Below are 13,718 nucleotides of genomic sequence, written 5' to 3' on the forward strand. Positions count from 1 at the left end.
TCATTTTGTAAAGCAGAAATTGATTTTATGTTGTGGACTTAATCTTGGGCTAAATATTTTTTTGATAAAAGTACAGTAGTGAATTGTGGCACATTTATATTATATTAATATTAAATAATGGTATATTATCTGGTTTAATGTTAAATAACGTGTTTTAATGTTAATTTACGAATGGTTATTTGGTGGTATTCTTTGTTTTTGTGGTAAAAAAGTATGGAAAATATAAGTTTACGTGGAGCTTTGTAGGATTTTGCTACACCATAGGTTAGGTAATCGAGTTTTTTAATTGATGATTAAATACTCGCTTTTAGGTAATGTAATAATCGTTGGAGTTATTTTGTGGAGTTATCTTTTTGTTGTTTAATTCCAACAACGTGTTTTCTATCATTTGCGACATAGTATCCAGAGCCAAATCATTAGGTTGTAACCCAAAAGGATCTTCGAGTTCATCTGCTATTGCTTCTAGGGCTACAAATGTATAAGCTATAAATACAATTGCAAATGGGGTAATCCAGCCCAATGTTTCTACAAAGCCAAAGGGCAATATAAAGCAGTATATATAAACAGTTCGATGTAATAATACACTATAAGTATAAGGAATAGGAGTGCTGGCAATTCTTTCGCAACCACCAACAATATCCGAAAGTTTATTCAGGTTTTCTTCGAATGCCAATTGGGTGATACTATCAATTTTGCCTTCTTTTTTCGCATTCTTTACCCAATTTCCTAATTCTCGTAAAATGATAATAGGTTTAAAATGAACTTCTTTTAAGGTATCTGCAAAATCTTTAGGAACAAGGCGATCGATGTCTTTGCGAGAATCAGTATGTCTGAGTTGGTGTTTTAAAGAGTAAACAAAAGAAATAAGTAAATTGATAAATTGGTCACGCTTTTCATTATAGTCTGAGGCTTCTATTAAGGAATGACTTTGTCTGGCTAATGATCTGGTGTCGTTAAGTAATGCGCCCCAAAGTTTTCGACCTTCCCAGAATCTATCGTAACTAACGTTATTACGAAAACCTAAAAAGATAGCGAGGGCAATCCCAAATAAAGTAAATATAGCTGGATTAATATGTAGATTGTGTTCTAACAAAAAGGGTTTGAAATACACCACCAATATCGAAAACAATAACAATAATATCAATCTTGGCATAAGTTGAGGTAAAACGGAACCATTCCATTCAAACAACATTTTAAACCAATTGCTTTTTTTCTTTATAATCATTGGGTAAAATCAATTTAGTTAATACAAAAGTAATAATTATATACTTTAATGTATTCGTCAAAATTTTGCCAGCCAGAAGTGTAATATATAATTATTGTGGCTAGGATTTAATTATTTCTGGAAGATACAAATTGATATTTCTAAAATTTGAATCTAATGAAAAACCAACGAAAAGATAGTATTGAGTTTTTAGTAGAAAAACAGCTATTATTTTTACTAAGCTTTATTCAATACTATTTTATTTCCTCCTCTTGATTATCTGCAGCAGAAATCTGGTCAAGAATATTAGTTTGGTTAGGAGCAATGTAATTTTTTGACTCACTTGCGATTTCTTTCTTAAAGAGAAGGTCTAATGCATTGTAGAGTCTTAATAAAACTTCTTTGTCTTCTTTTTCAATCTCTAAAGCCGTATTAAAATTAAAAATGTAATTATTAGAATTGCGAACTTCTACTTTTATTGTTTTAGGAGTGATTTTAAATTTAACTATATCCATGTTATTTGTGAATTACTTAGTTTGCAAAATGCTATTTTTTTTGGGTTTTTGCAGTCATGCAAAAGATGCAGGTGCTTTAATTTGCATTTTATACACGAAGTTTATGAGAAGCTTCATGTAGATTGAGCGAGATTAGGCGAGATTGAAGTAGCATCTTTGTCGGCTAAAATATTTAGTTAGGGTTAATTTATCACTTCTAATTTATGATTTTATTCTCATTCCTAAAAGATTAGGGCAGTATTTTCTAAGCACAAATTCAATAAAAAACCCTTAAACAATTGTTGTTTAAGGGTTTGTTTTGGTAGCGAGACCGAGATTTGAACTCGGGACCTCAGGGTTATGAATCTGAAATAGATTTCCTAATCCCTTTGTTTGCTGTTAATCACAAAGCCTTTTATTGCTTGAAAAATATAAATCGTATGCGATTTTGTATTCATAAATCTGTTTAGTTGTTTATGATTTCTGTATTTTCTTTTAGGGGCTCAGCCATATTAGTGAAATTAATTAGTCCGAGCATTAAAATACGAGAATTAGCCTGTAATGTGAGAGTGCTAACAAATGCACGTAAATATGGGAAAATAATAGGGATTGAATTAGTAAAAAAATGAGAGGGCAATTGATCAAACTTGCAAGGTTTTTCAAACTTAAAATGAGAAACTGAATTAACGTTTATTATTAATTTTTTACTGTTCTGTTTGTCATACGCTTTAAAGTTGACTGTTAGTTCATAAGAACCTTCATTTTCATTATACTTCCCTTTAGGACTGAATTTAATATCGTACCCATCGTTTTCTTTTTCAGGTTCGTCAAATGAAAAGTTTGAAACACGAAACTTTACAAATTTAAATGCTGTAGTTGTATTGCCTTTTATCATGCTACAATATTAATAAAAAAAAAAGACTCTGATTTAGTTTCAGAGTCTTTTTTCTTTTTTTTCAGTATGGGCTGTCTTATAAACTTTTTCAAAGATGTTAGAAAATCACTACCATTATCCATTTCACGGAAATCATAAACGCAATTTTGTTCAATTTCAGGAATAGGGTTTTTGTATAGAGTACAATCTATAAAATTGTAATCTTGAAAAGGAATGTTTTCAATAAGTACATCTAATTCTTTTAGTGTGAGAATTTCTTGATTAACATTGATTTCTGAAACTCCTAATTTCAATATCGGTTGGTCAATTTGAATTAACTCATTTTCAGTTATAAAAAGGATTTCTTCATTATGGAATAATTCTTCAAATGAATTTTCTAAGCTTATTTGTTGGTCAATATATTTCTTGTCTGATTCGAAGCAATGTGCAGGTTTGACTTCAATTATATGTGTTTTGATTTGACTTCTATATTCATATTGTATTTCTAAATATGAATGTGTATTAAAGATGTCACTTAATTTTTCCTTTAAAAAAATTATTGATTTCATGGTTACAGTTTTTTATTTATTAACTGAATTATTTCATTGCTTAATTCTAAAGCAGCCTTACTTTGTGGGTAAGTTACTACCTTGTTATGGTAGTCTGATTCTTCTCGAAATGTTTTTAATAATTTTATTTTATCATTAACTTTTCTTGAATAGTATGTATCATCAGTCACTTTTGTTTTTAATTCTTTGACAATTAGACTTATTGGGTATTTGTGAGAATGTAGTGTTTCACTTGCTGCAATTTCTTCGTTAACTTTGGTATATGTATAGCCTAAGCTATTTAGTTTAGATTTTATGAATTGAAAACAACCATAGTATGAACAATGTACACTTGGAGCATAATTGTCATAATCTTCAATGAGCAACTTTGCTGCTGCAAGATTAAATTCTGATTTTGATTTTAAATATGTCAATATTGATATTTACAAATATATTACAAGAATGAGTTTTTTTTGATCGTTTTAAGAAAATTTTAGGCTATCTCCTATATTTCAAATATATGTAAATATTATGGATAATTTTTTTGTATGTAAAAATTATTATCAGTATTCGTTTTGTGTTTTTATGATAATACTACAGTTGATATTCGTGCAACTAATCGGTCAACGGATGTGGATTTCATAGAATTAACACAGCCACTTTTAATAGCGTCATGTTCTATATTTGAGATTAGATGACAGCGCACTTGTGAAAAAGGCTTGTTGTTTTTTTTAACTAACATATCGTCGGTCACTATAAAAGAATATTTATCATTATTTGTAGAGCTTGTCATCATCACGCAAATGTATAGACCATCTTCTTCATAAACATCTTCATTAGATATTATAATTGCAGGATGTGAGTCGTTTGTTTCTGAATAAGGTAAATCAAAATAAACCATAACGATATCTCCTCTTTGAAAAGCCATTAAAAACTAATTAATTTTGACATATTTCGCCTATTCATTTTAGTTATTCCTTCTATGATTTTCGGAGATGTTTTTTCAATAGGAATATTTTTGTATTTTGTTTTATGAAGAATGCTTTCTATTTTGTAAAATGCTGCAAGAATTTTTTCTATTTTTTCATGGACTTTAGATTTTTTTAAATAATCTACTTTGCTAAAATCCTCATCTAACTTGGTGATTTGTTGGATTGCATTATTCACATCTATGAGCAAATTTTCAAGTTGTTCAGGAGTTGCTTTGGTAAAACTTTCGGTGTCAGTGTTTTCAAGTCCTTGTATGAGTTTACCTAAGTGCCTGTTTAATCTTCGTCTGACATTCCATTGCATGAAATTAATTATTCCAGATAATATACCAATATATTCAGTGTCTTTTACTAAAGGTTTTGTATATCTCTCTATATTTAATTCGTTAAAATTTAATGCTATGCCCATGGTGTTGGTCTTTTGAATTTATAAGGTCAAAATCTTTAATGTTGTTATCCTTAACACTTAGTCTCAATTATAGTTAGTGTACTAAAGATATACTTGATTTGATATTGAGACTAAGTGTTAAGGATAACCTTGCAAAGTTAGGTTTTTTTTTTGATAAAGTCAAGTAGCTTTATTCTTGCAACAAGATGTGTGCCTTTTCTGAATAGGTTAGTTGTGTTATTCTTTTTTTTCTAAAGTGTTATTGTCATTTTGATCAAAAAGAGTTAATGTATCTTCATGAAAATTTCCATTTTGCAGTGTGTTGTTTGAATCAAACCAATTTGCTAGAATAGTATTTCTAAAGCTCGGTATATATCTTTGTACAGTCATTTTGGGACCTCCTGATTTTAATTGAACTAAATCACCTGAATTAAATTTACTCATAATATTTTATTATTTATTAAGTTGCTAAATTATATTATGTGGTATTTGGTATGCAGAATTTTTTTTGAGATTTTATATTCATTAGGCTTAATTACTTGTCTAAATAACCCTATTTTGGATAGCTTTTTAAATTTTATTTCTTGAATTTTTTGAGAATTTCATTTATAGATTCCCTAGCAGATGCTTCTGCTTGAGATTTCATTTCTTTTTTAACATGAGATGTTAGTTGACTTTGAAAAGTATCACAACAAGAAGTGATTTTTATTGAATCACCAATAACTTCTGCTTTAGGTGTTTCATTATGTTCTTTGCATGAGATTTTTTCGATTTTCCTGCTTATTTTTTTTAAATCAATCATAATTATTATTTATTGGTTAGTAAATGATAATATGTGGTATTTGAAGGGGGATTATTATGCAAAGTACTTGCAGTATTTTTTGAGATTTTATGTGGTATTTTTTTTGTATACTGTTGTTTCAAACAATCCGCATAGTTGTTCTATGCGGTCTGACTCCTATCTGGCGGAGTTCCTTTTAGTTCAGCAATTTCTTCTTTATATATTTCGCATCGGTCTTTATATAGGGCTAGATTCTCTCTTAATAAGTCATTTTGTTCTTCTAAAGTTTTTATTTTTTCTAATAAATCACTTGAGTTTTCATTCTGTATAGGTATTTCTTTCAACATTTCGCCTTTTCCAGTAATCAACCATTCTAAACTGAGATTAGAGTATTTTTCTAAAATTAATTCTAATTTGTCAATTCCAATACTTTTGGACATATTGTTTACATAGCCATTTGAGACATTTATCGACTTTTCAAAGTTTGAAACACCTAAACCACAATGTTTTATATATGTCTTTAAACGATCTTTAACGCTCATTTTTAAGTAATTAAGAATTTTTATAGTAAATAATTAGAATATTTCTCTAATAAAAGCTTTTAAAATAGAATATTTCTCTATATTTGTATTGTTGAAACATAACTGATGTGTTACTGATGTTCAAAATACACATAACAACAAATATAGTAAAAAGCGCATTGCAAAAGTTTTAATCTTTTGTAGGAATCTTAATGAATAAAAGTAATGCAAAACAAGTGCCAAGTTTTACGGAAATCCTTAAATGTTAGAGTGGAAACAAATCGAATAACAAGTTGAAAACAAGAACTATAATAAACAAAGAATTTTGTCTATGTGTTTACATGATTTTGATAAATTGATTTTTAAGATTGCTTGTACTTTAGTTGCTGTTGGTGTTTTCTGCAATATTATTAATAGTTGTTTTGAACTTACGATATGCAAAAAAGATGCGAATAGTTGCCCAAATAAATGTTGTGTTGGTAAACAAAAAGAAATTTGGACGGATTTGAGTACAGGGAATAAACTCATTCGCGTAGTAGTAACAAAGCCAAAGTAATGGACAAAAATAAGCAACCGAATAGACGAAAGCATCTATTAATGCAATGCTTTGGTGATTATCATTGGTTAGATCGAAAGTTGTATGACTAGAAGATAAAATACTAATCATCACATTCCAGAAAAAATAAATAATACCAAATAATAAAGATAAGATAATTGATATAAATATTGGATTGTTTTTATAGAAGTTGGGAGAAATCAGGTAGATAGTGCAGAACCATAATAGTGAAAAAAAGATTATTCCTGAAATACCTACTAAATGTTTGGATTTTAGATTATTGCCAAAAGTCGCAATAGCTTGTGAGATAGCTTCATTCATTAGTTGGGAGCCAACGAATTTAAAAGGTTAGAGTTTTGGTTCGTTGGTAATCACGAATGTAATAAAAATCACTCACATTTTAAGACTTAATTATGAGAACAGCTAAAGAAAACAGACGTTATCGATTGCATCAAAAAATTGGTAAAGAGGGAGTTAAGTATAATGCTTATTTAAAAACCATTTACGTGCCTTTCGATAATGATTTACAGAATAAGGATATACTGGAATTGCAAAAGAATTTTAATTATCAAATACAATTAGAGATATGATTTCTAAAAAAGAAAAAAGGCTATTGATAGAAATATTAGGATGTCAGTACACACCGAAAGTGATGCCTTATTTGCAAAAATTAGGAATCAAAAATGAAAAAGGGAAAAGCTTTTCAGTAGATAGCATCCGCATGATTGCAAATGGTTTTCGTGAAAATGAAAAAGTAGAATTGGCAATAATGCAATTGGTGAACAAAACTATTAAAGCTAAAAAAGCAATGGCACTTAAACGTAAAAAATTATCTAAAAAATAATTCTAATGAATCCAAAAGTATTATCAATATTCAACAATGCTAAAATCTTTCTTTCCCCTGAGGAACTGAAAGAATTAGCCTTGTGTATTGATAAAGAATTTGGAAAACCATTGCCGAAAAAAGCTAAAAAATCAAGGGGACTTGATAATTGGACACTCGAGAGTGTTACTGAAAAGTTACTCGCTACACAATTCAAGAAGAAAAGTAAAGCATAAAAATACCTCCAGCAAATGCTGAAAATTCCTAGGTGCATTCGGGCGCATTGCGTCCGATGCCGAAAGGTTATTAGAAAGAAGGACTTATGAGCAAACAAAATTTAGACGGTAGAGTATTTTCCTTAGCATCCAATCTTTTTGGATTTGGTAGCACTGCTGTAAAAACGATAATTCAGGAAACCATTGCAACAAACGTTGCAACAGCTTTGCAAAAAGAAAATCGCATTATGGCGGTTTATCCTGCAATTAGCATGGAAGCATTCAGTATTACAATGGATAATTATAGAAAGTATATTGCCGCTTATAATTTTAAAACTGCCGCAGAAAATGAATTAACAGAAAAGCATAATTCAGAAGTTAAAAAGTTTCTATCAGAGAATCATTTAAACGATGTACAAAGAGAATTTACAAAAGTTTTTCTGCATAAAAGTAAATTACTTAAACCTAGAGTGTATAATGAACAAGCTGATGCTTTTATGAAAGACCACGGTTTGATTATTGAAAAAAGGAAAATCCAAACTGTCAAATACGCTACAGAATTAGTATTCCAAAATTTATTGCATTTGTATAATTCGCAATTGATGAAACGTAACGAGCAGTATATGAAGTTACGTGTTACAGCAATTAGACCTATTGAGGAATTTAAAATCAACTCATTTTTAGTAACTGCATTGCAACGTAATGGAGTCACAAGTTTAGATCTCTGTAAAAAGACTGTGCGTAACCATAGACAGCGTTTAGAAGAATGTGGGGTATTTGTTGATTATCATTTTTCGGGGCAAAATAGACCCGTTGAAGTGCATATAAACAGCGAAATTTTGACAGTTTTAGACCTCAAAACTTCAAAATTAACAACTACTGAGAATCAGTGTGTTAGCCCTGTAAATGAGAAAGTTTTACCTGATAACAATGAGAATACAAGAACAGATTTAAATGAATTTCAAATGAAAGAGAATGTTAAGAACATTTCTCAATTTGATAAGGAGTTCCCTTCGGTCACGCCTTCTTATTTGTTTTTTACTAGAACACCAGCCAGCAAACTGCAAAATCCAACTGAGGGGGCGGGGGCGGAAAGTGTTAAAGTTTTAAATACTTTGTCTGAAAAGCTTCAAAATCTGATAATCCACCCACAAGAACTAGCAGTTAACCTTGCTAATCAAGAGTATAATAACTACAAACCAATTGATATACGGTATTTGTTTAAAGAAGCCTATTCAGGAACAATGCTTAAAGAAGAGTTTAGAGAATTAGTTATTCAAGACTTTTTTAAGGGGATTGCAAAAATTTATAAAAATGCAACTCCTTTCGCAGGTTCATGGAAGAAAGCAATTTCATTGTATATGCAAAATAAATGGATTGCATTTACAGGCGAATCGTTTAATAAAGCTGCAATTGTGGAGGATATTCAACAAATGCGTTGGCGTGCTGAATGGGCTAGAAAATGGTTTGTTAAAAACGAGTTTCCTCCTTTGTTTCCATTCGATTATTTTGACATGACACGAAAAACATCAAAAGAAGTAGGGTTCGAGTATACCAAAGCCAAATGGGGAGAACATCTGCAAAATAAATCAAAATATGAAGCCATAAAAAAGAAACAGGAAGCTAATGCCGTAAGACGAAAAGCAACTATTAACCATGCTAAGAAATGCGAAAATGAAGTAAATCGTTTCTTTAAAAATAAAATTACGATGCCGCAATTATTTGATTTTGTAGAAAAGAATTTACCGAAAGAATACCTAGAAAAATTGCCTCAAATGATTGAAAAAAAATCGTTAAAAATGAATGAAAGAATAATTCATATCGATAATGATTTTGCACAATATGATTTTAGTGAATTTTAACTTAACCAATTATAGCTATGCCAGTATTTGCCCCTCAACAATCAAAAATTAAAATGGTAATCCTTACCAAGACAAAAGAAAAAAATGCGGTTTGGTGGTCGCCAATAAATCAAAATAAGCGTAACACCCAATCAATTGTAACGAGCATGCTAAGAAGATTTGAAAAACATGCACTAGCAAAGATCACAAATGTAATTCAGTTTTATGAAAATGGGAATTTAATAGCGAGTAAGAAATTATGAAATCTATTACTCTCAAAAAAATCGAGGTAGAAAATTTTCAAATTCTCCAAAGTGTAGTTGCACAATATAGGATTAAGAAATTAAGAGTGATGCAAACTATAAAATACAATGATGTGTATTTTAATAATATGTTGACTGTTGATGTTACTACTAATTTGTTTTTTCGGTTTAGAATGAAAATTGAAAATCAAAATAAACCTATTTCTAATTTTAAATTAAAAATATATGAAGCTGTTATTTTGCTCCAATGCTGCAATGATTATGAGGCTCGAAATGAATATGAAAAATTTATTGTTAGGAAGTATTACAATGAGATTTATGAGCTACTAATAAATTTATAAAAAGTAGACTTTTAAGCGAACCAGGAAAAACTGCAGCTGCGGATCTATTTGAAAAAAATCTACAATTCAACAACATGATAAAGAAAAGTACCTATATAAGAAGTTTTACTGCAGTTCAACATAAGCAACTAGAAAAAGTTGCAAAGGAGCAAAATATTAAAACAGTCCCCGAAATTCTGTTTTTCTCGCTTGATGCCTATTTAGAACAAAAGCAAGAAATAGAAAGATTAAAAAGAATTATTCAGCTTAAAAAAGATAAGATTGATGAACTGAATTTGAAGATTGATTTTTTTAAATCAGCATCCAAAAAAATACATGAATTAAGTAATTACTTGAAAAATCAAAAATAAAATCAGCTAAGTAACTAACCTCAAATTTCCATTTTATGAACCTTAAAACTCTTAACTACATTAGAAATAAAGCGCAATTACAAGAACTTTTTATAAGCCAATTTACAGCTGATTATATTCGAAATGAAATAAACGAAATAATCTCAGAAACTAGAAAATGTATAAATGTTGGGACACGATTATTTGCTAAAAATATATCAACTTTTGAAGCTATTATTTTCATCGATAGAAATGGAGTACCTGATGGATTTATTCTTTCAGAAGAGTTAAAAATCAAATTGGAGGAATACAGGGAATCCTTTGCAAAGAAAATAGCGTTAGAAAAGCAACTTATAAATCAATAGTTATGATGCATGATTTAAAAATTAAGTATGAATTTGCGCAACTTCATTTTATAGGTAAAAAGAATTGGGAACTAAGAAAAAATGATAGAGATTATAAAGTTGGCGATACTATTAGATTTACTGTACTAGAATGGGAAAGCTCTTCAAACTGGAAATATGAAAGGACGATAACGAATGTTTTTGATGATACTAATTTAGGGCTGCAAGAAGGATATGTAATATTATCAATAGAAAAAAAATTATGAAATCAACAGCAAAAAAATCCGACAATCCAACAAACGCTTTAATTAATCGTAATTTTATTATACGTGTATTAGAGAATCCGAAAGAAAATTTGCTCAAAAACACAAAATTAACCTCTGCAAACAAGCTTTCAAACTACATTAATGACGATGAAATGAAAATAAAGCTTTTTAATAAGATATTAGACGGTGGCAAAGATAAATACACCTTTCTAATAAGAAATCGCCTTAAAATCGATTTTCAGTCAAAATAACTTTTTAGGTAATAAACACTAAAAAAAAAGCATTTTTGGAATTATCCCAAGAATGCTTTTTTGTTGTTATATGTTAATACTTTTTTTAAAATCTAATTTGGGTAAAGGAATTAGATAGCTGTATTTTGTTGTAGTATATTTTTTATAAAATCATTAAAAGTTGGTATTGTTTAGATAGATGATAAGTTTTAGTTTTGTAGGATAATTTTACACAAAGTATAATAGTAAAATTAAGATTATGTAAGCTAAATAAATCAATGCTATGAATTTACATATAGTAATTAACAATAAGTATTAGGGTAATTCATAAAAAAATGTAGAAACTGCTTAGAAAATTGAAATTGTTACAAACAAAAAAAAACTAACATTACTTTCGAATAAGAAAGTACAATTACAAGATAATAATATGGGCAATGTAATACTTGGAGAACCTAGATTTAAAAAACCAGAAAAAAAAGAAAAACAAATAGGAAGAATTAGCTCGAGTGCTGAAGGAGATTATTTTGACATCCAAGGAAAATATTTAGGTTCGACAGCAAACAGTCAGAAAAAAATTTATATTATTGGTCGTGATTCTTTAAGGAATAAATATTCTATGAGTAACATTCCTGATGGCTTTTTTGATAAACAAGTTTCTTTTATAGGGACAGGAAATATTGTAAATTTAAGAGCAGGAACAAAATACGGGACTATAATAACTGATTTATCACTTCAAACGAGAATTAATGTTGCTGAAAACGTTTACAACCATTATTATACTGAGGCAGGCTACAGCTTAAACGAGTTGAAGTATAAAACCATTACTGATGCGACAAATGACCCATCTAACACTGGATATGCTGTTACTAAATTTGGAGGAGTAACCTCAGATTCTGAATACTTGAAAGATAGAGAAGCAGATATTAGGATAGTTTATGGGCATATAGGATTAAATTTTGACACAGGGTATGATATCATGAGTGTTTGTGCTCATGAATATAAACACTTAGAAGAATTAAGAAGATTAGGTGTGAAATTTTATGATGATGAATACTTTGAAGATGTCGCATATAGACATCAAGCATTTGTTGATAAAAACTGGAAATATGTCTCTATTGGTTTTAGAAACGCAATGGTAACAATGATGAATTTGAAAATGAAATATGAATCAGATTACATAAAAGCAAAAGGAGATAATGAACAATATAAAAATTTCAAAGGATGGAAAGCTGGAAAAAATATAACTTTATAACAAAGTTGATTATTCTATTATTGTTGGTTACTTCTTGTAATAATAAGACAGTAGAGACGATTAAACCAATTGTTTGTGTTAACAAAATTTGGTATCATGAAGATAAACACTCATTAGGTTCGCCAACTGTAAATTTTAAAATTAGAATTGAAGATACTGTAATATCAAAAAAAATAAAATCAGGAAGATTAAATGATATTGTCATGTATAATTTAGACAAACAATACAGTAATTTTGTTCATTTAGAGCCGTTTGAAATCGGTAGGCAATTTACAGAGAAGAATAATATATTTTCATTTAAAATACTAACTGTGCTTTTTGCAAATAGCCCCAACAAGAATAGGCATCAATGGACCAGTGAAGAAATTAAAAAAACAATACAAGGTGATGTGGGTTTAGTTTTTGAAAATGATACTATTAGAGTAAAAATGTGTCAAAAGTGAAGAAGATTATATTCATTTTCATAACTATGATTTTATGTAATCCGAATAATAACCTCAAACGGATAATCTTAAGTGAATTAGAAAACTAAAAATATATTTCCAAAGCCAATAATACCTAAATTCCCCCGCTTCCACAAAGAAGCGGGTATTTTTTTGCAATACCATTGCAAAACCTTTGCAAAGCTATGCAATAGTACAAAACCTCCCGCTACCCTTACCAAACCCTTACCACTTTACAACAACATTCCAATATTTGTAAACGAAAAGCCTAACAACCTAATACAAGAACGAAAATGAAATAAATGGATATTGATAACTTGTTACAAAGGAACATCTTAGGCGGTCAAGAGTACGAGCCGTTGTTTCCAGAGGTAAGCTGTGATAAGACTAACCTCGGCAACGGCAATACTTTTGATACGGTCAGAATGATAAAACAAATGGTTATTAAGTATAACCATCAGACAAAGGAAGTTGCAAAGCTGTTGCAACAAAGTTCATTGAAAGAAACATGCGATAGGATTTATTGGTTTTTGTACAACCATATCCAGTATAAAGCCGACGGAATGGAACAAATGCTGCGGAGTCCTGCCTGTGCGTTCAAGCAACGTGTCGAAGGAGTCGATTGCAAAACCTATTCGATTTTTGCAAGCTGTTTACTGGCTAATATGGGAATAAGGCACTATATCCGACAAATCAAACAACCTAGTTTTCGACCTGATTTATTTACTCACGTATATGTAATTGTACCATTCAACCAAGAAACAGGCGATATCAAACATGGCTATTTTATTATCGATGGCACAACCAGTACTAACCGAGAACCTATTCACATTATGGCACACGACACAGAAGTCAACTTACCCCACTTCGGGCTAAATGCTCCCAAAGGAAACCGCAAAGGCATTGCAAAGAAACCGACAATCGTTGCAAAGAAAAGCACGAATCTCCCCATCTTGTTGGGAATTGGTGCATTTTTAGGAGTTTTATTTTTAAAGAAAACTAATTAAACAATGAAG

24 protein-coding genes are annotated in these 13,718 nt (G+C 29.8%); 13 read left to right on the forward strand and 11 right to left on the reverse strand.

The genetic code is table 11. The annotated features are described in order from the left end of the window. Nucleotides 1–307 precede the first annotated feature (307 nt). The 11 genes from IW20_RS08160 to IW20_RS08210 all read right to left on the reverse strand — a co-directional run bounded on the left by IW20_RS08160 (nucleotide 308) and on the right by IW20_RS08210 (nucleotide 6,676). Nucleotides 308–1,225, reverse strand: coding sequence for a bestrophin family protein (locus IW20_RS08160; protein WP_035620737.1), 918 nt, complete (start codon nucleotides 1,223–1,225; stop codon nucleotides 308–310). Nucleotides 1,226–1,458: 233 nt separating this feature from the next. Further along, a complete protein-coding gene (locus IW20_RS08165; protein ID WP_035620739.1) occupies nucleotides 1,459–1,719 on the reverse strand; it encodes a hypothetical protein in 261 nt (86 codons plus the stop codon). Between the two features lie 445 nt (nucleotides 1,720–2,164). Beyond that, nucleotides 2,165–2,593, reverse strand: coding sequence for a protein-export chaperone SecB (locus IW20_RS08170; RefSeq protein WP_035620740.1), 429 nt, complete (start codon nucleotides 2,591–2,593; stop codon nucleotides 2,165–2,167). Beyond that, nucleotides 2,590–3,141 (reverse strand): hypothetical protein, encoded by a 552-nt coding sequence (locus IW20_RS08175; protein WP_035620742.1) that lies wholly within the window; start codon nucleotides 3,139–3,141, stop codon nucleotides 2,590–2,592. Before IW20_RS08175 ends, IW20_RS08170 begins: the two co-directional genes overlap by 4 nt. 2 nt (nucleotides 3,142–3,143) lie before the next feature. Continuing rightward, nucleotides 3,144–3,554: a HEPN domain-containing protein gene (locus IW20_RS08180; protein ID WP_035620744.1), complete on the reverse strand. Its 411-nt coding sequence runs from the start codon at nucleotides 3,552–3,554 to the stop codon at nucleotides 3,144–3,146. Between the two features lie 149 nt (nucleotides 3,555–3,703). Beyond that, nucleotides 3,704–4,048 carry a type II toxin-antitoxin system PemK/MazF family toxin gene (locus tag IW20_RS08185; RefSeq protein WP_035620746.1) on the reverse strand — a complete coding sequence of 115 codons (345 nt, stop codon included), beginning with the start codon at nucleotides 4,046–4,048 and terminating at the stop codon, nucleotides 3,704–3,706. After that, nucleotides 4,048–4,518, reverse strand: coding sequence for a hypothetical protein (locus tag IW20_RS08190; RefSeq protein ID WP_035620748.1), 471 nt, complete (start codon nucleotides 4,516–4,518; stop codon nucleotides 4,048–4,050). Before IW20_RS08190 ends, IW20_RS08185 begins: the two co-directional genes overlap by 1 nt. A gap of 216 nt (nucleotides 4,519–4,734) precedes the next feature. Next, nucleotides 4,735–4,941, reverse strand: a complete 207-nt coding sequence (locus IW20_RS08195) for a YodC family protein (protein ID WP_035620750.1) — start codon at nucleotides 4,939–4,941, stop codon at nucleotides 4,735–4,737. A gap of 133 nt (nucleotides 4,942–5,074) precedes the next feature. Beyond that, a complete protein-coding gene (locus IW20_RS08200; RefSeq protein ID WP_035620751.1) occupies nucleotides 5,075–5,299 on the reverse strand; it encodes a hypothetical protein in 225 nt (74 codons plus the stop codon). 140 nt (nucleotides 5,300–5,439) lie between these two features. Beyond that, nucleotides 5,440–5,820 (reverse strand): hypothetical protein, encoded by a 381-nt coding sequence (locus IW20_RS08205; RefSeq protein WP_051885648.1) that lies wholly within the window; start codon nucleotides 5,818–5,820, stop codon nucleotides 5,440–5,442. 358 nt (nucleotides 5,821–6,178) lie between these two features. After that, nucleotides 6,179–6,676 carry a hypothetical protein gene (locus IW20_RS08210; protein WP_035620753.1) on the reverse strand — a complete coding sequence of 166 codons (498 nt, stop codon included), beginning with the start codon at nucleotides 6,674–6,676 and terminating at the stop codon, nucleotides 6,179–6,181. 92 nt (nucleotides 6,677–6,768) lie between these two features. Here IW20_RS08210 and IW20_RS26210 point away from each other — a divergent pair, with 92 nt between their 5' ends. The 13 genes from IW20_RS26210 to IW20_RS08270 all read left to right on the forward strand — a co-directional run bounded on the left by IW20_RS26210 (nucleotide 6,769) and on the right by IW20_RS08270 (nucleotide 13,709). Next, on the forward strand, nucleotides 6,769–6,945 hold the full coding sequence (locus IW20_RS26210) for a hypothetical protein (RefSeq protein WP_165571416.1): 177 nt from the start codon (nucleotides 6,769–6,771) through the stop codon (nucleotides 6,943–6,945). Then, complete coding sequence (locus IW20_RS08215) at nucleotides 6,942–7,199, forward strand: hypothetical protein (protein WP_035620755.1); 258 nt, start codon at nucleotides 6,942–6,944, stop codon at nucleotides 7,197–7,199. Before IW20_RS26210 ends, IW20_RS08215 begins: the two co-directional genes overlap by 4 nt. Nucleotides 7,200–7,204: 5 nt before the next feature. Continuing rightward, entirely contained in the window at nucleotides 7,205–7,414 is a 210-nt protein-coding gene (locus IW20_RS08220; protein ID WP_035620757.1) for a hypothetical protein, read from the forward strand. 86 nt (nucleotides 7,415–7,500) lie between these two features. Then, complete coding sequence (locus tag IW20_RS08225; protein WP_035620759.1) at nucleotides 7,501–9,255, forward strand: hypothetical protein; 1,755 nt, start codon at nucleotides 7,501–7,503, stop codon at nucleotides 9,253–9,255. A gap of 17 nt (nucleotides 9,256–9,272) precedes the next feature. Continuing rightward, nucleotides 9,273–9,497, forward strand: a complete 225-nt coding sequence (locus IW20_RS08230) for a hypothetical protein (protein WP_035620761.1) — start codon at nucleotides 9,273–9,275, stop codon at nucleotides 9,495–9,497. Then, nucleotides 9,494–9,838: a hypothetical protein gene (locus IW20_RS08235; protein WP_035620763.1), complete on the forward strand. Its 345-nt coding sequence runs from the start codon at nucleotides 9,494–9,496 to the stop codon at nucleotides 9,836–9,838. Before IW20_RS08230 ends, IW20_RS08235 begins: the two co-directional genes overlap by 4 nt. 74 nt (nucleotides 9,839–9,912) lie before the next feature. Next, nucleotides 9,913–10,188 carry a hypothetical protein gene (locus IW20_RS08240; protein ID WP_035620765.1) on the forward strand — a complete coding sequence of 92 codons (276 nt, stop codon included), beginning with the start codon at nucleotides 9,913–9,915 and terminating at the stop codon, nucleotides 10,186–10,188. 35 nt (nucleotides 10,189–10,223) lie between these two features. Further along, nucleotides 10,224–10,532: a hypothetical protein gene (locus IW20_RS08245; RefSeq protein ID WP_035620767.1), complete on the forward strand. Its 309-nt coding sequence runs from the start codon at nucleotides 10,224–10,226 to the stop codon at nucleotides 10,530–10,532. A 2-nt stretch (nucleotides 10,533–10,534) separates the two neighbouring features. After that, entirely contained in the window at nucleotides 10,535–10,777 is a 243-nt protein-coding gene (locus IW20_RS08250) for a DUF3850 domain-containing protein (protein WP_035620770.1), read from the forward strand. Next, nucleotides 10,774–11,028 carry a hypothetical protein gene (locus IW20_RS08255; protein WP_035620772.1) on the forward strand — a complete coding sequence of 85 codons (255 nt, stop codon included), beginning with the start codon at nucleotides 10,774–10,776 and terminating at the stop codon, nucleotides 11,026–11,028. Before IW20_RS08250 ends, IW20_RS08255 begins: the two co-directional genes overlap by 4 nt. Nucleotides 11,029–11,434: 406 nt before the next feature. Continuing rightward, a complete protein-coding gene (locus IW20_RS08260; RefSeq protein ID WP_035620774.1) occupies nucleotides 11,435–12,259 on the forward strand; it encodes a hypothetical protein in 825 nt (274 codons plus the stop codon). Beyond that, nucleotides 12,229–12,702 carry a hypothetical protein gene (locus tag IW20_RS08265; RefSeq protein ID WP_035620776.1) on the forward strand — a complete coding sequence of 158 codons (474 nt, stop codon included), beginning with the start codon at nucleotides 12,229–12,231 and terminating at the stop codon, nucleotides 12,700–12,702. The genes IW20_RS08260 and IW20_RS08265 overlap by 31 nt, the downstream gene beginning before the upstream one ends. 302 nt (nucleotides 12,703–13,004) lie before the next feature. After that, a complete protein-coding gene (locus tag IW20_RS08270) occupies nucleotides 13,005–13,709 on the forward strand; it encodes a hypothetical protein (RefSeq protein ID WP_035620778.1) in 705 nt (234 codons plus the stop codon). Nucleotides 13,710–13,718 lie beyond the last annotated feature (9 nt).

It is taken from the genome of Flavobacterium hydatis, from assembly GCF_000737695.1.
GTDB classification, from domain to species: Bacteria; Bacteroidota; Bacteroidia; order Flavobacteriales; family Flavobacteriaceae; genus Flavobacterium; species Flavobacterium hydatis.

What these genes read in the sequence shown, in the direction of transcription:
- IW20_RS08160 (WP_035620737.1), bottom strand. Translation starts at nt 1,225, where the DNA reads ATGATTATAAAGAAAAAAAGCAATTGGTTTAAAATGTTGTTTGAATGG.
- IW20_RS08165 (WP_035620739.1), bottom strand. Translation starts at nt 1,719, where the DNA reads ATGGATATAGTTAAATTTAAAATCACTCCTAAAACAATAAAAGTAGAA.
- IW20_RS08170 (WP_035620740.1), bottom strand. Translation starts at nt 2,593, where the DNA reads ATGATAAAAGGCAATACAACTACAGCATTTAAATTTGTAAAGTTTCGT.
- IW20_RS08175 (WP_035620742.1), bottom strand. Translation starts at nt 3,141, where the DNA reads ATGAAATCAATAATTTTTTTAAAGGAAAAATTAAGTGACATCTTTAAT.
- IW20_RS08185 (WP_035620746.1), bottom strand. Translation starts at nt 4,048, where the DNA reads ATGGCTTTTCAAAGAGGAGATATCGTTATGGTTTATTTTGATTTACCT.
- IW20_RS08190 (WP_035620748.1), bottom strand. Translation starts at nt 4,518, where the DNA reads ATGGGCATAGCATTAAATTTTAACGAATTAAATATAGAGAGATATACA.
- IW20_RS08195 (WP_035620750.1), bottom strand. Translation starts at nt 4,941, where the DNA reads ATGAGTAAATTTAATTCAGGTGATTTAGTTCAATTAAAATCAGGAGGT.
- IW20_RS08200 (WP_035620751.1), bottom strand. Translation starts at nt 5,299, where the DNA reads ATGATTGATTTAAAAAAAATAAGCAGGAAAATCGAAAAAATCTCATGC.
- IW20_RS08205 (WP_051885648.1), bottom strand. Translation starts at nt 5,820, where the DNA reads ATGAGCGTTAAAGATCGTTTAAAGACATATATAAAACATTGTGGTTTA.
- IW20_RS08210 (WP_035620753.1), bottom strand. Translation starts at nt 6,676, where the DNA reads ATGAATGAAGCTATCTCACAAGCTATTGCGACTTTTGGCAATAATCTA.
- IW20_RS26210 (WP_165571416.1), top strand. Translation starts at nt 6,769, where the DNA reads ATGAGAACAGCTAAAGAAAACAGACGTTATCGATTGCATCAAAAAATT.
- IW20_RS08215 (WP_035620755.1), top strand. Translation starts at nt 6,942, where the DNA reads ATGATTTCTAAAAAAGAAAAAAGGCTATTGATAGAAATATTAGGATGT.
- IW20_RS08220 (WP_035620757.1), top strand. Translation starts at nt 7,205, where the DNA reads ATGAATCCAAAAGTATTATCAATATTCAACAATGCTAAAATCTTTCTT.
- IW20_RS08225 (WP_035620759.1), top strand. Translation starts at nt 7,501, where the DNA reads ATGAGCAAACAAAATTTAGACGGTAGAGTATTTTCCTTAGCATCCAAT.
- IW20_RS08230 (WP_035620761.1), top strand. Translation starts at nt 9,273, where the DNA reads ATGCCAGTATTTGCCCCTCAACAATCAAAAATTAAAATGGTAATCCTT.
- IW20_RS08235 (WP_035620763.1), top strand. Translation starts at nt 9,494, where the DNA reads ATGAAATCTATTACTCTCAAAAAAATCGAGGTAGAAAATTTTCAAATT.
- IW20_RS08240 (WP_035620765.1), top strand. Translation starts at nt 9,913, where the DNA reads ATGATAAAGAAAAGTACCTATATAAGAAGTTTTACTGCAGTTCAACAT.
- IW20_RS08245 (WP_035620767.1), top strand. Translation starts at nt 10,224, where the DNA reads ATGAACCTTAAAACTCTTAACTACATTAGAAATAAAGCGCAATTACAA.
- IW20_RS08250 (WP_035620770.1), top strand. Translation starts at nt 10,535, where the DNA reads ATGATGCATGATTTAAAAATTAAGTATGAATTTGCGCAACTTCATTTT.
- IW20_RS08255 (WP_035620772.1), top strand. Translation starts at nt 10,774, where the DNA reads ATGAAATCAACAGCAAAAAAATCCGACAATCCAACAAACGCTTTAATT.
- IW20_RS08260 (WP_035620774.1), top strand. Translation starts at nt 11,435, where the DNA reads ATGGGCAATGTAATACTTGGAGAACCTAGATTTAAAAAACCAGAAAAA.
- IW20_RS08265 (WP_035620776.1), top strand. Translation starts at nt 12,229, where the DNA reads ATGGAAAGCTGGAAAAAATATAACTTTATAACAAAGTTGATTATTCTA.
- IW20_RS08270 (WP_035620778.1), top strand. Translation starts at nt 13,005, where the DNA reads ATGGATATTGATAACTTGTTACAAAGGAACATCTTAGGCGGTCAAGAG.